The organism is Succinimonas sp. (assembly GCF_045225735.1).
GTDB lineage: Bacteria > Pseudomonadota > Gammaproteobacteria > Enterobacterales > Succinivibrionaceae > Succinimonas.
In genome coordinates, this window is the sequence record NZ_JBGVBR010000042.1 from 1 (window position 1) to 15,219 (window position 15,219).

The 15,219-nt window shown below is 53.1% G+C and carries 13 protein-coding genes; 4 read left to right on the top strand and 9 right to left on the bottom strand.

What is annotated here, in order from left to right; translation table 11 throughout:
• A partial coding sequence (locus ACJROR_RS01515; protein WP_406545553.1) for an AAA family ATPase occupies positions 1-1,275 on the bottom strand: 1,275 nt, incomplete at its 3' end.
• Between the two features lie 414 nt (positions 1,276-1,689).
• Here ACJROR_RS01515 and ACJROR_RS01520 point away from each other — a divergent pair.
• Positions 1,690-3,690 carry a PKD domain-containing protein gene (locus tag ACJROR_RS01520; RefSeq protein WP_406545554.1) on the top strand — a complete coding sequence of 667 codons (2,001 nt, stop codon included), beginning with the start codon at positions 1,690-1,692 and terminating at the stop codon, positions 3,688-3,690.
• A 142-nt stretch (positions 3,691-3,832) separates the two neighbouring features.
• Here the strand turns inward: ACJROR_RS01520 and ACJROR_RS01525 are convergent, their stop codons facing one another.
• The 8 genes from ACJROR_RS01525 to ACJROR_RS01560 all read right to left on the bottom strand — a co-directional run bounded on the left by ACJROR_RS01525 (position 3,833) and on the right by ACJROR_RS01560 (position 11,263).
• Positions 3,833-4,084, bottom strand: coding sequence for a hypothetical protein (locus ACJROR_RS01525; protein WP_406545555.1), 252 nt, complete (start codon positions 4,082-4,084; stop codon positions 3,833-3,835).
• Positions 4,085-4,357: 273 nt separating this feature from the next.
• Positions 4,358-5,284 (bottom strand): cysteine synthase A, encoded by a 927-nt coding sequence (gene cysK, locus ACJROR_RS01530; RefSeq protein ID WP_406545556.1) that lies wholly within the window; start codon positions 5,282-5,284, stop codon positions 4,358-4,360.
• Between the two features lie 105 nt (positions 5,285-5,389).
• Complete coding sequence (locus tag ACJROR_RS01535) at positions 5,390-6,163, bottom strand: ABC transporter ATP-binding protein (RefSeq protein WP_406043295.1); 774 nt, start codon at positions 6,161-6,163, stop codon at positions 5,390-5,392.
• A gap of 17 nt (positions 6,164-6,180) precedes the next feature.
• On the bottom strand, positions 6,181-7,014 hold the full coding sequence (locus tag ACJROR_RS01540) for an ABC transporter permease (protein ID WP_406545557.1): 834 nt from the start codon (positions 7,012-7,014) through the stop codon (positions 6,181-6,183).
• Positions 7,004-7,990 carry an ABC transporter substrate-binding protein gene (locus tag ACJROR_RS01545; protein WP_406545558.1) on the bottom strand — a complete coding sequence of 329 codons (987 nt, stop codon included), beginning with the start codon at positions 7,988-7,990 and terminating at the stop codon, positions 7,004-7,006. Before ACJROR_RS01545 ends, ACJROR_RS01540 begins: the two co-directional genes overlap by 11 nt.
• A gap of 102 nt (positions 7,991-8,092) precedes the next feature.
• Positions 8,093-10,387, bottom strand: coding sequence for a carbon monoxide dehydrogenase (locus tag ACJROR_RS01550; RefSeq protein ID WP_406545559.1), 2,295 nt, complete (start codon positions 10,385-10,387; stop codon positions 8,093-8,095).
• A gap of 94 nt (positions 10,388-10,481) precedes the next feature.
• The gene (locus ACJROR_RS01555) at positions 10,482-10,793 is read right to left on the bottom strand and encodes a hypothetical protein (protein WP_406545560.1); all 312 of its coding nucleotides are present in this window, start codon (positions 10,791-10,793) and stop codon (positions 10,482-10,484) included.
• 74 nt (positions 10,794-10,867) lie between these two features.
• Entirely contained in the window at positions 10,868-11,263 is a 396-nt protein-coding gene (locus ACJROR_RS01560; protein ID WP_406545561.1) for a hypothetical protein, read from the bottom strand.
• Between the two features lie 576 nt (positions 11,264-11,839).
• Here ACJROR_RS01560 and ACJROR_RS01565 point away from each other — a divergent pair.
• The 3 genes from ACJROR_RS01565 to ACJROR_RS01575 all read left to right on the top strand — a co-directional run.
• On the top strand, positions 11,840-12,787 hold the full coding sequence (locus tag ACJROR_RS01565; protein ID WP_406545562.1) for a BspA family leucine-rich repeat surface protein: 948 nt from the start codon (positions 11,840-11,842) through the stop codon (positions 12,785-12,787).
• Between the two features lie 146 nt (positions 12,788-12,933).
• Positions 12,934-14,253 (top strand): HD-GYP domain-containing protein, encoded by a 1,320-nt coding sequence (locus tag ACJROR_RS01570; protein ID WP_406545563.1) that lies wholly within the window; start codon positions 12,934-12,936, stop codon positions 14,251-14,253.
• Positions 14,254-14,623: 370 nt separating this feature from the next.
• Positions 14,624-15,219 (top strand): AAA family ATPase (locus ACJROR_RS01575; protein ID WP_406545564.1); only part of this gene is annotated, 596 nt, incomplete at its 3' end.

Here is a 15,219-nt window from a genome sequence, read left to right on the forward strand (position 1 = left end):
ATTGAGACTGCAGTTGGGGGTGCGTTTCTTCTCTTCCTCGCTCATCATGGTGAGAAAGCCCAGATGATAAAGAACGGTGGCTCCTTCATGGTAGTTCAGAGTTTCGTGTTCCGCTGTCAGCTTCACGGCCATGCCTATATTTGATGCCACGGGGTTTTTGCCGTCAAGATCCTCGATAAGCACTTTGCGATCCTGTTCGTTCATCAGCATGAAATACCCGCGCAGCTTGTCGTAATCGATGTTGGCATCAGCAAATATTTTAAATGCCGGGATTTCCTGATATTCAGCGCCAATAAGTTCTCCGATAAAATTTAAGCACATGGTGGCGTTGTAAACGCTTTTTTTAGCATATTTTGCAAATCTGTAGCCGTCATATCTTTTTTTCATTTCCTCCCTTAACACTTCCGGGGAGAACGGGCATTTCTCAAAATCCACGGTTTGCTTTAGCAGATCCATTACTTCGTCATCGGTGAAACCTGCCATCTCGTTAAACTGCGGATCAGAGGTTAAGTTTTCGGAGACAAAACCGGAAATTGACGTATCCATGGTTATTGGCAGCACTCCTGTCACGTAAATTCTGTCGATAAGCCGAGCCTGATTGCATGACCTCAGAACCTGATAAAAGGCTGAGATCTGTCCTCCTTTTCTGGCCATATCCTGAAACATGGCAGGATCTTTGCTTAAGATATCGTTTGTAAAGTTATCATATTCGTCTATGATAACCATCAGTTTTGCGGAAGATAGCGGTCTGAGACTGTTAATAAAACGATTTGTCAATATGGCAACATTGGGAAAAGCGTTTTTATCGCTGTAATACTCAATTACAGCATTGCTCAAATCATTCGGGTTGTTGTCAGAAACTTTTTGTCTTATTTTCGGACGTATGAATGCCGGGTATCTTTGAAGGAAATCTGTGATACCATCAATCACCTTGTCGCGAAAGCCTTCCAGAATGTCATCGGCGCTGCCATCGGAACCGATCCCTGAGAAATCGAATTGAAGCACGTAATAGGAGTTCTTCCGGGGCGTGGGATGAGAGGCTATATATCTGCCCTTAAACAGCCGGTCAGCATCTTCCCTCAGGGCGATATCGTAGTAATACCGAAGGAATTCGGTAAACATGGTTTTGCCGAACCGCCGGGGCCTTAAAAACATGGATACAGTAGTGCCGCTCTCCTCATAAATTTTCAGAAAACGGGTTTTGTCTACGAAAGCATAGTTATTCTCAATAATTTTCTTAAAGTCTGTCATTGCTGCCGGAATAAGTTTTGGCATTGTCATATACCTCGCTGTTCTGAGTGAACTTTTTCAAAATCACAGCCCGTTTTTAATGATATATTGTTAGAACCGGCCTTTCTCAGCAAGAAAAAGGGAGCGGGAAAGGGAATGCCGGGAGCGCCGGGTTCCCTTGCCTAATCCATAAACCTGAGGTTTTAACAAAACGTATCAGGTCTTAAATCCCATTTTAAGGCTTAGGGAATTCTTGACAAGAGCTCTGGCGAATCCGTACCATATCGGACACAAAAATCGGGGCATGCCGAAGATGATTGCCATGGAAATCGAGATTGCAATAACGAATTTCCAGACAATCAGCGCAATTCCGGCAGCGCCGCTTTGGACACCATTTACACAAAGATTGCCGCATCACGGCATAAACTGACGGTCGCTGACTTTTTGGGGTGAACTGCGATGAGAATTTCAAAATTATCTTTGGCGCTGACAGCAGCTATGGCGCTGACAGGCTGCGGCGGTGGCGGCGGCTCTTCATCTCATGATTCTGATGAAAACGCAGATCCCACCGGAAGCTCAAATGTTATCCAGGAATTCCGGTTTAACGCCTTTTCATCGCAGACCGCAGCGGATATTGTTACGGGCGGCAATTTTAATAACAGTTCTGAAACCTTGGTGTGTCTGGATCTCAATAATGATTCTTCCTGCCGTGATGAGCAATATTCTGTATCCGGAACAGGATTGAATTTCTCAGATAAGCTTGAGTGGCCCCAGGATCTGAATACAGATAACGTTAATATAATTGCCGTTAATGATAATTTTACTTACAGCATTCCCGCAGGCGCGGGGCTGAGCGCTGCTTTGCAGGAAAGCAGCGCAGCGCCGGACTCTGCTCAGAAGCGAAATACAATCTACATCAATCCGGTATCAGGCATTCTCCATGCAAAAAATATTTCATACGAGGATCTTTTGCAGGGCTGCGCCGGGGATAAGTATTCCGCAAGTGACTTTTCCGCGCAGAAACCGTTTGATACGCTCGATCAGGAAATTCTGACGCTGGGGGATACTCTTGTTTCTGTTAACAGAGATGCCCTCCGTAATAACCTTTCCGATGATGAAATTAAGAACAGCGTTTCCGGAGCTCTCCAGGCAATTATCGCTGCCTTTCATGATGCCGCCGCTTCCGTTGCTCAGGTTCTTCTTAATGTGGCGCAGTACAGCGATTACAGCCATCTCAATAAGGAAGATCCGGAGCCTGCCCGCGCAAATAACGCTCCGGCTGCGGAATTTGCCTTTGAAACCGGTAATTACGGCGCGGTTTCTTTTGTAAACAGCTCGTTTGATCCGGACGGAGATGATCTTATCTATAAATGGAAATTCGGCGATGGCTCGGAAAGCGCTGAGAAGAGCCCGGATCACAGATACCGGAGCAACGGGCTTTACCATGCCTTCTTAGTGGTAACCGACAGCTCCGGTGCCTCAAGCTACATAGTTCAGGAAATATCTGTTAACGATATTGACTATAACAATCCGGAACAATGGTACACCATGGGCGATATCAGCGACAAGGAAAGGTCATGCTTTATTCCCCATGATGCCGAAAAATTTAAGTTCCTGGCCATGTGCAACAAGCTTGCCGTAAAGTCTGACATTCTTCCTAAGGACAGCAGCGGTTCAAATTATGAAATCCGAAGCTGCGGCGGAGATGTTACCGTTAACGGCGAGCCCATGACCTATCCGGATCTTCCCGCCGGATGCCAGCATAAATTTTTGCACGCCGAAATTGGTTCGGTGGCCGAGGATTATCTTCCTCCGGAAGTGCGATTTGAGTTTCCGGTAACGATAACTCAGAAAATGGGAGACGGGGAGCCTGACAGAACGGAATCCGCATCTGAAAGCATCCTCTATAAAGACTCCACCTTTCACAAGCATTACGACGGCATCCTGCATAACTGTCTGATTGCCTTTTCTGAAGACAGCGAAACCGGCGCGGTTACTCCGAAGTGGGCTCCGTTATTTGATTGCGGAGTTGACGGCATCATAGGGAAAGAGCTGGTTTATGCCGCGCATAGCACCAGGGTGGCCTTTAAATATTATGATGAAGCCCGCAGGTTAAACAGGTTTGCTCTTTCAGAAGTTAAACTGTACCCCGATTTTTACCCGCCTGAAAGCAAGCGTTATGGCTACAACGGTTTTGGCAAGGATCTTCTGTATTTCAAGGATCACCTGAAGGTAACCCTGGTGATTGCGGACGGCATAACCTTTAAGGGAAGCGAAGCTAGGGGCAGGTTTTATTTCGGTGATGATCCCTCTGCGGCAAAAGAATTCAAAAACGGACAAATCATTGATATCGGGGAGTTCATTGAGGTTCCTGATGATAAAGAGTACATTGATACGAAGCTGACTCTCATTTATAACTCCGCCTCTGTCGATTATATTGTCAGGAAGATGAGGAAATAGCGCCGGGAAATAGCGGCACCCTTTCTCATTTGGTTGCCGCAGTCTGCAATGACAATAAACGGCAAAACCTGCAAAACCGGCAAAAGGCGCTCTCTTTTCATAACCGGAACCAACATCTCCCGGAGGTTCCGGCCTCGGAGGATTAACCTGCGGGAGGACTCTTCCCGGGAGCCGCCTTTTCAGGCTCGCGTTCCCAGCTTACTGTAAGCCAGATCTCATTGCATCTTTCCAGCCACGGCTGTCTTTCATCAAATTCAATCTCAGCGCTGAAATGCGGATCCGCAAGCTCCTCCGGAGAAGCAAAGGTTCTTGACCAGCAGTACCAGTCATCAACCCAGAACACAAACTTTGCCGTGGGATGCTGAAGCCAGAGATCCTTAACGGTGGTCTTCATGATTGCCTCCTTGTGAACTTAAAAGCCCTGGCGGATTTCCTGACGGCTGTTCAGCCTGTCCTGCCTTACCGCAATATTCTGTCCTGATTCTATCTCAAAGTATAGTTTTTGTCAATTGATAATATTTTTATTATACTTGTTTTAGCGCTGCCTGTTCTCGCCCTGGCTGTTTCTGCCCCTCCAATTTCATCCCATTCATCTTCCGTGACGAAAAAAGCCGGAAAATCCCGGCTTCTTCAAATCTGAACTGTGATCTTCAGGAACGGCCCGTTATCAGTCAAAAACTCCGGCCGACATGTAGTGCTCGCCGGTATCAGGCAGAATCACCACAATGTTCTTTCCGGCATATTCCGGACGCCGAGCGAGATCCAGAGCCGCCTGGATACTGCCCCCGGCGGAGATCCCGGCCAGAATGCCCTCCCGGGTGTTCAGTTCCCGGGCTGCAGCAATGGCGGCATCCCCCTTTACGGTCACCACCTCATCCACCAGCTCCGCATGATAGCAGCCGGGAATGAAGTTAGCTCCGATGCCCTGGATCTTGTGGGGGCCGGCATGTCCCTCCGTGATCAGGGGAGACTCGGCAGGCTCCACGCCGATAACCTTAATGGTGTCCTTCAGGGCTTTAAGTCCTTTGGCAAGTCCCGAAACCGTGCCGCCGGTGCCGATGCCGGCCACCACGGCATCCACTTCTCCGTTAAGATCCTGCCAGATCTCGAGAGCGGTGGTCTTTTCATGAGCCAGAGGATTTGCGGGATTGTCAAACTGACCGCAGATAAGGCTCCCCGGGATCTCGCGGTTAAGCTCCTCAGCTTTAGCCACAGCTCCCTTCATGCCTTCCTTTGCCGGAGTGAGCACAAGCTCGGCTCCCCGGGCCTTAAGAAGGAGACGCCGCTCCAGGCTCATGCTTTCCGGCATGGTAAGAATAAGCCGGATCCCGTAAAAACCGCACACCAGAGCGAGACCGATGCCGGTATTCCCGGAGGTGGGCTCGATAAGAGTGCCGCCCGGAGCCAGAACACCCCGCTCCATGGCGTCCCTGACCATGCTGAGAGCTGCCCGGTCCTTAATGGATCCCGCAGGATTGAACATCTCCAGCTTGGCGTAAAGATGCGCCGGACACCCCTGCTCCCGTTCCAGCCGTTCCAGTCTGACCAGAGGGGTGTTTCCGATAAGATCAATAACCGAATTATAAAGCGCCATAGTTTTCTTCCTTCAGCTTAAGACGGAAATATCCGGAACCCGGCCCGGGATCCGGCCGCCCCGCGTAATGCCTGTCTCCCGGCGCGGCGGCCGGGAGACACGAGGCTAGATAGCATACTCGATATTATACTTCTCGCGCAGATTAAACACTTCAAGGATTTTTTCCTTCATGCGGAAGAAATCCTGGGAGGCGCGATCCCGTCCCGGCCCCAGCTCCACGGGGAGAATCCGGCTGATTTTGCCGGGGTTGGGGGTCATCACCACCACCCGATCCGCAAGGTACACCGCCTCTTCAATATCGTGGGTTACAAAAATGACGGTCTTATTCTGACTCCGCTGAAGCTCCCGGATATCATCCTGAAGCTTCATGCGGGTGAGAGCGTCCAGAGCTCCCAGAGGTTCATCCATAAAAATGATCTCCGGCTCGGCGCAAAGAGCCCGGGCAATGGCCACCCGCTGCTGCATGCCTCCGGAAAGCTGATGGGGAGCCCGGTCGGCAAAATCCCTGAGTCCCACCAGGTCCAGATACCGCTGCGCCCGGGCCCGTCTCTCGGCTGCCGGGATGTCCCGGCGGGATTCCAGAGCCAGCTCCACATTCCGGAGCACATTCCGCCAGGGCAGAAGTCCGTAGTTCTGAAAAATCGTCACATTCCGGCGGGAGGGCTTTACCACCTTAACGCCGTCTATCAGGATCTCTCCCCTGGTGGGGGGATCAAACCCCGCAATGGCATTCAGGAGAGTGCTCTTGCCGCAGCCGGAGGGCCCCAGAAGGCAGATAAACTCGCCCTTGGCGATTTCGAGATTCACCTCGCTTAAGGCAGTGAACTCCCGGCCCTTGTCAAGGTAGGTCTTACTGACATTGCTGATTTTAATGTACATAGTCTGCTCTCTCCTTGTCAGGCCAGGCCCCATCTCTTCAGGAAACGCTTCTCAATAAGCGCGATTCCGGCATTAAGCAGGAATCCGATAAGGCCTATTACCGCAATGTCCGCAGCCAGAATATCGTTCCGGAGATTGTTCCGGGCATCGATAATAAGATAGCCCAGCCCTGACTGGGCTCCCACCATCTCGCCGCACACCAGAAACACCCAGGCCGTGCCCAGGGCCAGATGCACCCCGGAAACAATCTGACTGAAGGCGGCCGGAAAAATTATCTTCCAGAAGATTTCAATGCGGCCCACCCCGAAATTGTCCGCCACCTTGAGATAGATCTCCGGAACGCTGCGAACTCCGGCCACGGTGGACAGAAATACCGGAAAAAATGCCGCAATGAAGATAATCACAATGGCCGGAATGTCCCCGATGCCAAAGGCCAGCACAATAAACGGCATCCAGGCAATGGGGGATATGGGCCGGAGGAGCTGCACCACCGGATTTGCCAGCCGCCAGAGCGGGGTAAACCAGCCGAACACCAGACCCAGAATCACCGCCGCGGCCACGGCGGTAAGGAACCCCGCAAAAAAGCGGTACATGCTGAATATGATATGCTCCGTGAGGGAACCGTCGCAGATGATTTCCCACAGCCCCGCGAGAGCACCCGCCGGAGTGGGAAAGAGAGCCTCGCTGACGCCGCTTAAGGCGGCAGCGCCCCACCACAGCGCAATCAAAAGAGCAAAGGAGGCCGCAATATATCCCAGGGACACCGTTCCTTTAAGGAGCCGGGATCCGGCTTTGGAGCCCCCTCCTGAGGCGCCATTTCCTGACGCTATTTCTGATACGTTACCGGACATTCTGCACTATATCCTCATAAGGAACCGGAGCTTGGGAAAGACCGTAATTCTTAACCTTGGCGGCCAGACTGTCATACTGTTCCTTCCCGATATCCAGGTTATCAAAATGAATCCATTTAAGAGAGAGCTCCAAAGCGTCCTTAGGCGCCTTCAGGAATTCCCCGGCAAGAGAAATGGCGTGCTCATGATCCTGCTCCAGACGGAGTCCGGCCTTCCTGACCCGGGAGAGCAGCACGGCAGCCAGATCCGGATGCTCCCGGAGGAACCGGCCGCTCAGAGCCAAAGCGCAGCAGATGGAATCAGGCCAGAGATCCTGGGAGTTATAAAGCACGTGCCCGATTTTCAGGGTCACCGCCCGGGCTCCGAAGGGCTCGGCCACGCAGTAGCCGGCGATGCGTCCCGCTGCCAGAGCGGAAGGCATTTCCGGAGGCGGGAGCTCGATAATGTTTATCTCGCTGATATCAACTCCCTCCTTCGCCAGGGCTTCGTTAAGAAGAATGTAATGAGAGGACTGCCTATGAGGAATGGCAAAGGTTTTGCCCCGGAGATCCTGCATGCTCTTTATGCCGTCAGCGGCCACAATAACGTTGCCGTCCCGGTGCGCCAGGGAGGAAAGATACACGTCCATGCCCTGCTCCCGGGCCTTCATCACCAGCTCCGCCAGCGCAAAGGCGCCATCCACCCGGCCGGCATTGATGGCGTCAATGAGCTCGGTCCAGGAGCCGAAGCGGATAAGCTCGATTCTGACATTCTCATTCTGCATTTCCGCGCTGGCAGCCTCAAAGGCCGGAAGGGCATGAGTAATGGGAAGATAGGCCACCTTAATGACCTTTTGCTCCGCTTTTTCTGCCGGGGCGGCGGTGTTTGCCGGGGCTGCGGCCGGCGTTCCGGCTGCTTCCGAAGTTTTTTCGCCGCCGCAGGCGCTCAGAAGAAACGCCAGAGAGACCGTAATAATTCCTGCTTTTAATGCTTTCATGTAAAAATCCTTTAAGTTAAAGACCGGGATCCTCCGAAGCCTTATCATCTCAGGGATATTAAGCTTCAGAATGCCGTTCCCGGCCGGCAAATTACTGCAAAATCACCCGTTTTCCGCAACTGTTTCCGCAGGACTCGGCTCTCCCGAAAGAACCGCCTCCGGGACGGGCCAGCCCAGAGCGCGGCGCTTTGCAATCATGTCCTGCACGATCCGGAGCCCCAGCTTTTTGGGATCCGTGTCCACATGCATGACTGATTTCAGGGTTTCCCGGGTGCCCTCCTTCAGAAACTCAATGACATTCCGGGAGCCGTAGATGGGAGCCTCCACGCAGTGATACGAGTTAACGCCCATGAGACGGAAGGCCAGAGCCGCATTAATGCCCTTCTCGTTGCTCCATTCCGGAGAAGCGAAGCCGTAGGGCATTTCATGAATACATCGGCCGGCGGCTCCGGCAATGCCCCCCAGAATGCCGGAGGATCTGGTGTTATCGATGCACTCTCCCACATGCCATACCGGAGGGAGATCCGGCTCCAGAAACTCCCGGAGCCTCGGGCCGGCCTTGGCAATGCCGCTTTTGGCGCAGTACCCCAGCTTCATCAGGGGGAAGGAGGCGCAGCCGTTGGAAAGAATGAGCACATTATTGGCCAGAAGCACGTCTGCCACGTCAATGATGCATCTCTCATACACCACTCTCGGGTTGTTGCACCCCACCATGTTTACGATACCCAGGATGCGGCCGTCCTTAAGGGCCTCCAGCACGGGGCCGAAGCTTCCGAAGCGGCGGCAGACATACTCCACGGAAAACCCGATTTCCGCCTCCACCTCGTAAGGGGGAATGTAAACCGGGATCCCCCGGCGCGATTCAAAGCTTTCGATAGCCCGGCGCACAATGCGCTCCGCCAGCTCCTTTGCCTCGGCAATGTTGGAATGCCGGTGATCAAACTCAAACCGTTCGGCCCCGGGCAGCCGGGCGCTTTCGGAGGTAGTAACCACCGCCGTCCGGAAGCAGCGGGCCACATCCATAATGGCCGGATAAACATCCTGTACATCCGCCACCCAGAGATCCAGAGCTCCGGTGCCCAGCACCAGCTCCGCGGATACCGCATTGGACAAAGGGATCACCCCGGCATAACGGTACATGGCCGCAAGACCGGAACAGCAGATCCCGTAGAAACGAATTCCCAGGGCCCCCTTCTCCCGGGCCAGCTGCTGCATGGCCTCAGTCTGGCCGCATTTCACGATTTCGCTCACCAGAAGCGGGAGATGCCCGTGCACCGCAATGTTCACATAGCCCTTCTTAAGAGCTCCCAGATTCACCATGGAGGTAACCCGGTCTCCCACGCCGAACAGGCAGTCGGTGGCAATATTGGCGCCCACCACTCCTGAAAAGCAGAAGGCCAGACCGCAGCGCAGAAACTGCTGCATCACGGAACGCCAGTCCCCGTCAATGCCGCAGCCGGATTTATGATAGGCCTCGAATACCTCGTGGTAGGCACTGATGGGAATAATGTCCAGCTGTTCCCAGACCTTCCTTCTCTCCTCCGGAGCCAGGGCGGCAATGGTGCGGTATTCCTGATCCGGAAGGGTGCGGGAAAGATCCTCCAGAAGGGCATCGGCAAGATCCGAGGCGACCTCCTCCGTAGTGCGGTTTTCCACCGGGATTCCGAAGGCAGCGGCCACGCTCCTGACCTTGTTTGCTCCGATAACCGGGAGATCCAGCTTTCCTTCCGCCGCCCATTTCAGGTTCAGAATCACCTCCCGGGCGTGCATGCCGTGCTGAGCCGCTCCGGCCGCTCCCGAACGCAGCAGGTTCCGGGCCACGATAAGGTCGGCATCAGCGCCGCAGACGCCCCGGGAAGCCTTGGGGGTAATGCGGCAGGGGCCCATGTTGCAGACCTTGCAGCATACTCCGGAGAGCCCGTAGGCGCACTGGGGCTTCTGCTTGTCAAAACGGTCAAAGCAGGTGTCAAAGCCGATCTGCTCTGCTCTTAATATCATGTCCCGCACCGCCGGATCCGGGGTGTTGTCAATAACGTCCTGCTTGGAGGGGAAGGTCTTCCGGTACTCGGTAATCGCCTTGCTGTAGTCCTTGATAAAGTCCTGATCGGACTTTTCGGGATCATCCTCATGACCGGCCTTCAGGATCACCGTCGGGATGCCATGCTCGTCAAAGCCGATAATGTTCCGGTGCGTATGAAAATGCTCCAGGCCATGGGGATGCCCGTGAGAGTGACCATGGGAATGCGGATGGGAATGATCATGATGGTGTTCATGAGCATGGTCATGATCTGATCCTTCAGCAGTCATAAGGCCGGCCCGGGGAGCGGCCCGGACTTCGCTGATCTTCCTGATGTTAAGCGCGCTGCCCGGGGCGGCGGTATTTTCTCCTGTGCTCATATTTATTGTCCTCTCTCCGGCTCTGCGCCTTTTGTCATGATTTCTTTAAAACTGTTTCTGATAACCCTTTTAATTGATACTGCCTGCCCCGGACTTACTTAAGGGCCCCCGCCGGAGTTCCGGCGGGTCTCAGCCGGAAAAACAAATTCATGCCGCCCCAGACGGCCAGAGCCAGCAGAAGCACTGCTCCGGAAAGCTTCAGGTCATCGAGAACCTGATCCGGCGTCATTCCGAGAGCCTCCAGGCCCTCCTCCCTCAAGGAAAACACCAAATCCACTGACCACATCAGCATGCTGCCGTAGAACATATAGCAAAGAGCAGAAAAGCGGTACTGCCGCTTCCTGTCAGCCATAAACAGAATGGTGGCCGTTAAACCGCATACCAGCATTGCAACTACCAGAATCATCTATCTTTCCTTCTTAAACCGTCTCTTAACTGCTTTCTTTAACCTGTTTGAGCCCGTAAACCTCATAAGCCCCTTTATCTTGAAAATTCCAGCCCGCGTCCAGCGGCAAAACGGGAACCCGCCGCCTTGATAAGCTCGTAGGCCGCATAAGACAGAGTAACCAGAAGAGCCATGGAAACCCCTGCCGTGCTCATTTCCTCCAGCATCACCGCAGTATCCTCGGGGCTTTGCATGGCCGTGATAAAGGGGGGAGCAAACATGATTTCACCGTGCCAGATATGCTCCAGAGCCAGAAGGAGAGAGCCGCCGTAAAGAAGGTGGGAAAGCCGGGTTAAATGATGGGCGAGCTTCGGAGAAAAACTCCTCTTCTCATCATGCTTGTCATGCTCATCATGGTGACCTCTCTTCAGGATGAGAGAAACCGCTGACAGCGCTATGGCCTCAGCGCCGGGAACAAAAAAGCAGCACATGGAATAAGTCCTCGCAAATAAAGATCCCGAAAGGATAAGGATTCCGGGAGAAAAAGCATGATCGGCAGGCGCCGGAATATTCCGGAACGGCGATTTAATTACCTACCTAGTTGCATGGCGGGTAATATAACCAAAAAATGAGATCTTTACAACAAAATTCTGCCGCCTCCGGCAAAAACACCCTTTTTGGGGTTCAGAAGCTGCCGGAAGGGACTTAATGACCTGACAAACGGAGTTTCGCAGCAGAAAAACAGCAAAAAAAACGCTTCCGGCGGATCTGACAGGGGTTTTCAGAAGGGATTCTGTTCAGATCTGCGCAGAAAAGCGGCGAAACCGGAGCAAAAAATCCCCGGCGGCGCCAAATATCGGAAGTATTTTGTACATTTATCCGGTTTTGCAAATTATCTTTTTACGCCGGGACGAAATTTCACATAAAATGTGAAAAGGGTTCCGCGGAAAAAAGAGCTGACAAAAGAGATGACAGGAACCGGACGCCTCAAGGAAGACCGGCCTCCGGGCCGTTTCAGCTGAGCTCTGCCCTGCTAAATCAAGGATCTACACTGAATCTATACTAAGATGAGCGACAACGTACTTTTTTACAGCCAGGAGCAATTGATTCCGGATCCGGCCAGAGCCGCCCGGCTGCTTCTGACTGATTCCATCACCAGAATTGTCATAGTCAGGGACAACGCGGAGCTCCGGGGGCTGATACCGGAGGAAGCGCGTTTTCTGCCCGAGGTGGTCATCGGGGAAGATGTGACCTCCTGCCATGCCTTTCTGGGACTTAAGAACCTGTGTGAAATCTCGTCATTAAACAATAAATCCCATGCGGCGGAGCTGGATCTTCACTATCTCTTCCGGGGCTGCGAAAAGCTGACCCGGATCCCCCATTTCTTTACCGGAAACGTCACCAGCATGAGAGGCATGTTCGCTAACTGCCGCTCTCTCGAGACCATTCCGGAGCTTAATACCGAAAAGGTCACCGATTTCCGGATCATGTTCGAGCACTGCTCCTCTCTGGTCTATCTCCCGGCCCTCAGGGCGCAGCCCGGGGCTGAGGTTTACGGCATGTTCTCCGGCTGCCACCGGCTGGAGAAGTCCCGCCTCGCCGAGGCCAATCCCCGGGAATACCTGGACTTCCTCCTGAGCTCCCAGCGCAATCCCCACAGCATCAAGGACCGGCAGAATCTGGACGCCATCGACCGGGTGTTCTCCAGGCTTTACAGCAATTATGAAGAGAACAGCGAGCCCCGGCAGCCGGAGAGCGCCCCAGCTGAAGATCTCCCGGTAAACAGCCAGAACTCCGCCGTCCCCAAAAACACTGACAGCAAGATCAAGGATCTGGCGGAAAACGTCAGCATCCTCCGCCGGAAAATGGATCTCCATCTGCAGGAAAAGGTGGAATCGGTCGACAAGAGAACTTCCCAGATTGAACAGGACATCCGGCGGCTGGAGGATAAGATTGACGGCCTTCAGGATCTCATGACAAAGCTTTTGAAGCAGCTTTCTGACCGGGGGCAGTGATCCCGGCAGCGGATAACAGCGGCCGGAGGAGCAGTCTGACCGGCCGCGGGGGATGCGGTTTCCCCCGGGGACATGGCAGACGCCAGACCAAAACCGCACCTAAAACGAAAAAAACAAACCAAACAAAGCATAGCCAAACGATATTTATGAAAATAAGCCTGAATGATATTCTCTTCGCCCTGTCATTTGCTCTGGATGCCGTGGAGCACGAGCTTCTGGGAGTAACCACCAATCACGGCAAAAGAGTGGCCCTGCTGGCAGCGGCAGTGGGAAGCCGCATGGGACTTTCCGGAGAAGCTCTTACCGACCTGGCCTGCTGCGCCGTTCTTCATGACAGCGCCCTCACCGAGTATATTCAGGCCCGGGATCTGGCCGCCCGGAATCCCAATGCCACAGAGCCGGAACGGGATCGGGAGCACTGCGCCCTCGGGGAACACAACATCACCATGATCCCCTGCCGCGGCAATGTGGAAAACGTGATCCTCTACCATCATGAAAACGCCGACGGCTCCGGCCCCTTTGGCAAAACCTGGGACGAAATTCCCCTCATGGCTCGGCTGGTGCGGCTCGCAGACCTGGTGGACGCCCGCTTCAATCTGGATCAGGCGGACAGCGACAAGTTCGACCTGGTGCAAAAATTCCTGAAAGACCAGTCCGGCATTATCTTCTCCCCGGAAATTGCGGAAATCGCCCGGGAAGCTTTAACTCTGGATTTCCTGAAGACCTTCAACTCCGGCAATCTGGATCAGATGCTCTCTAAAACGGTACCCGCCCGGGCCGAAGAGCTTTCTCTGGACGAGGTCAGAAAAATCGCCCTCCTCTTTGCGCAGATCACCGACTACAAATCCCCCTTCACCAGCTCTCATTCCCTGGGTGTGGCCCGGAAATCGGAGATCATGGCCCGGCATTACGGCTGGGACGAAGAAAAGACCACCCGCTTCTTTTTTGCCAGCGCCCTCCATGACATCGGGAAGCTGGTAATCAGCAATGACATTCTGGAAAAGAATACCCGGCTCACCAATGAAGAATTCGCCATGATACAGAATCATGCCTTCTACACCTATGTGATCCTCAGAAAAATCAACGGCATGAGCGATGTCACCGCCTGGGCCTCCCACCATCATGAAAAGCTGGACGGCTCCGGCTACCCCTTCGGCATCAAGGGGGATCAGCTTTCCCGGGAGGAACGGCTGGTTACCTGTCTCGACATTTACCAGGCTCTCCGGGAGGATCGGCCCTACAAGCAGGGCTACAGTCACAGCAAGTCCATCGGCATTATGAAGGGGATGGCCGCCGAGGGGCATATTGACGGCAAACTGGTGGATGACATGAACGAGGTCTTTAAGGTGCGGGAGGAGCATCAGGAACAGAGCGGCAGCGCCGGCCTGAACTCCGAGGATCGCCTCAACGAAGACCGGGAAACCATTAAAAGTCCTTTCCGGGCGAATAATTCCGGAGCCTCATAAGGTTTCGGGAGAAAGGCCGGAGCGGAAGGAGCAGGATTTTCGGGCGCAGTTTTTTCGGCCCCGGTTTTAGTCAGTATATTTGCGTCAGCCGGTGTTCGTCAGGTTCAGGGAAAGCCGGAGCGCTTCTTTGCTTTTGCTCTGGCTGTTTCGCCGCCTTTTCCCGCTGTGTGAAAAGCTCGGTAATACAGGGAAATACTCCTTCTTTTGCAAATTCAATACCGGGAAAAACTCCTTCCTTTACAGATTCAGTACCGGGAAAAACTCCTTCCATCACAGATTAAATATCGGAAAAAACTCCTTATTTCGCAAATTCAGTACCGGGAAAATCATCCTGATGCTATAATTTACCGGAGAAACAGGGGAGTGTGATATGTTTAAGAGAAAGGCCTGGAATGCTCTTTTGGAATGGAAGAACAATTATTCAAAAAATTACGCCGCAATGCTGGAAGGCGCCAGAGGAGTCGGAAAATCAACCATTGCCGAGGAATTCGCCAGAAAACATTTCAAAACCTACATCAGGATTGATTTTGCGAATATTCCGCGCGATATCCTGCAGATATTTGACGATATCGCCAGACCTGATCTGTTCTTTCTGAGACTTCAGGCCGCCACAGACATTACTCTCTATCCCGGGGAGTCAGTACTTATCTTTGACGAAATTCAGCAAGCTCCCAAAGTACGCCAGGCCATAAAGTATCTGGTACAGGACGGCAGATACAGCTACATTGAGACCGGTTCTCTCATAAGCATCAGGAAGAATGTTTCCGGCATTGTCATTCCCTCAGAGGAATACTTCATTCAGGTATTTCCCATGGACTACGAAGAATTTCTCTGGGCAACCGGAAATGACACCTGGAATGTACTGAGAGAACTTTATAAAACCGGAAAGCCCGTGGGCGAAAAGCTTAACAGAAAGCTCATGAGGGATTTCCGGATATACATGGCAGTAGGCGGCATGCCTCAGGC